The sequence below is a fragment of the Martinezella calliandrae genome (genome assembly GCF_030272695.1).
GTDB lineage: Bacteria > Pseudomonadota > Alphaproteobacteria > Rhizobiales > Rhizobiaceae > Rhizobium > Rhizobium calliandrae.
The window spans coordinates 1-461 of record NZ_JARFYN010000212.1 but is presented as its reverse complement, the minus strand read 5'-3'; the positions used below and the strand labels follow the sequence as shown (position 1 = coordinate 461).

The following is a 461-nucleotide window of genomic DNA, read 5'->3' as shown; positions in this document are numbered from 1 at the left end:
GGAAGAGCAAGCTGCGCTCGGTCGTGAGGTCGTCTATCAGACCAATGACGGCAAGCGCTCCTTCGCGCCCGGCGACCGCATCGTTCTCTTGGAAAACAACCGCGACCTTGACGTCAGGAATGGCATGCTGGGGTCTGTGGTGACCGTCGAACCGGACGCGATGCAGATAAGGCTCGACGACAACGGCAAAGAAGGGGTCCGTTCAGTCTCTCTACCGGTCAAAACTTACCAAGCCTTTGATCACGGCTATGCGACGACGATCCATAAATCGCAAGGCTCGACGGTCGACCGCGCCTTCGTCATGGCGTCCAGTACCATGGACCGGCATCTCACCTATGTGGCGATGACGCGCCATCGTGACAGCGCAAAGCTCTATGTCGGGCGCGACGAATTGAAAGACGTGAAGGCGCTGAGCGCCAGCATGGGCCGATCGGGTGCGAAGGAAACGACGCTCGATTACA

Annotated in this window: 1 protein-coding gene; it reads left to right on the top strand. The window is 58.8% G+C overall.

Annotated elements, in window-relative coordinates; translation table 11 throughout:
• A partial coding sequence (locus PY650_RS37730) for an ATP-binding domain-containing protein (RefSeq protein ID WP_285885030.1) occupies positions 1-461 on the top strand: 461 nt, incomplete at both ends.